1 protein-coding gene is annotated in these 887 nt (G+C 43.6%); it reads right to left on the bottom strand.

Annotation, left to right across the window (positions count from 1 at the left end):
• A partial coding sequence (locus tag A3757_RS20805) for a 2-isopropylmalate synthase (RefSeq protein WP_197470179.1) occupies nt 1-887 on the bottom strand: 887 nt, incomplete at both ends.

Below are 887 nucleotides of genomic sequence, written 5' to 3'. Positions count from 1 at the left end.
TTCCACTTGTGATGCTATTTACAGAATATAATTGCTGCGCAGCACCCGAGTTAACTATCTTCTCGATTGCCTTATAGGTTGCATCAACCGGGCCACTACCGTCTGACTCAGCAGACTTTTCCTCTCCATCGACGAGCAAAGTAACCTTTGAGACAGGCACAACACCTGTCTCGGAACACACTGACAAACAAACCAAGGAATAGAGATCGACCTGATCTAGAGATTTAGTCGAACTTACCAATGCATGCAGATCCTCATCAAATATCTCGTGTTTTTTATCTGCCAATTCTTTAAATGCTGCAAACGCCTGATTTAACTCAGTCTCAGACTCCAATGAAATTCCAAGCTCTTCTATTCTGGAACGAAATGCATTTCTGCCAGAGTGTTTACCTAGAACCAGACTATTAGTATGCCAGCCAACATCTTGAGCCTTCATAATTTCGTAAGTTTCTCGATGCTTCAATATACCATCCTGGTGAATGCCAGACTCATGCGCAAACGCATTTGCACCAACAATTGCTTTATTTGGCTGAACCGGGAAGCCAGTAATCGTCGACACTAACCGCGAGCAAGGCACGATCTGTGTAGAGTCGATATTTGTCGATAGGTCAAAAAAGTCAGATCGTGTACGAACTGCCATTACAACCTCTTCCAAAGAAGCATTTCCGGCTCGCTCACCCAATCCGTTAATAGTACATTCAATCTGGCGTGCACCATTGGTTACCGCAGACAAAGAGTTTGCAACAGCTAAGCCGAGATCATTGTGACAATGAACTGAGAAAATAGCTTTGTCTGAATTTGGAATTCGCTCGATAAGGTTTTTTATGGTTTCACCAAACTGCTCGGGAATCGCATAGCCCACCGTATCCGGGATATTTATTGTGGAA

Source organism: Oleiphilus sp. HI0117 (genome assembly GCF_001635235.1).
This window is presented reverse-complemented; position numbering and strand designations above follow the sequence as displayed.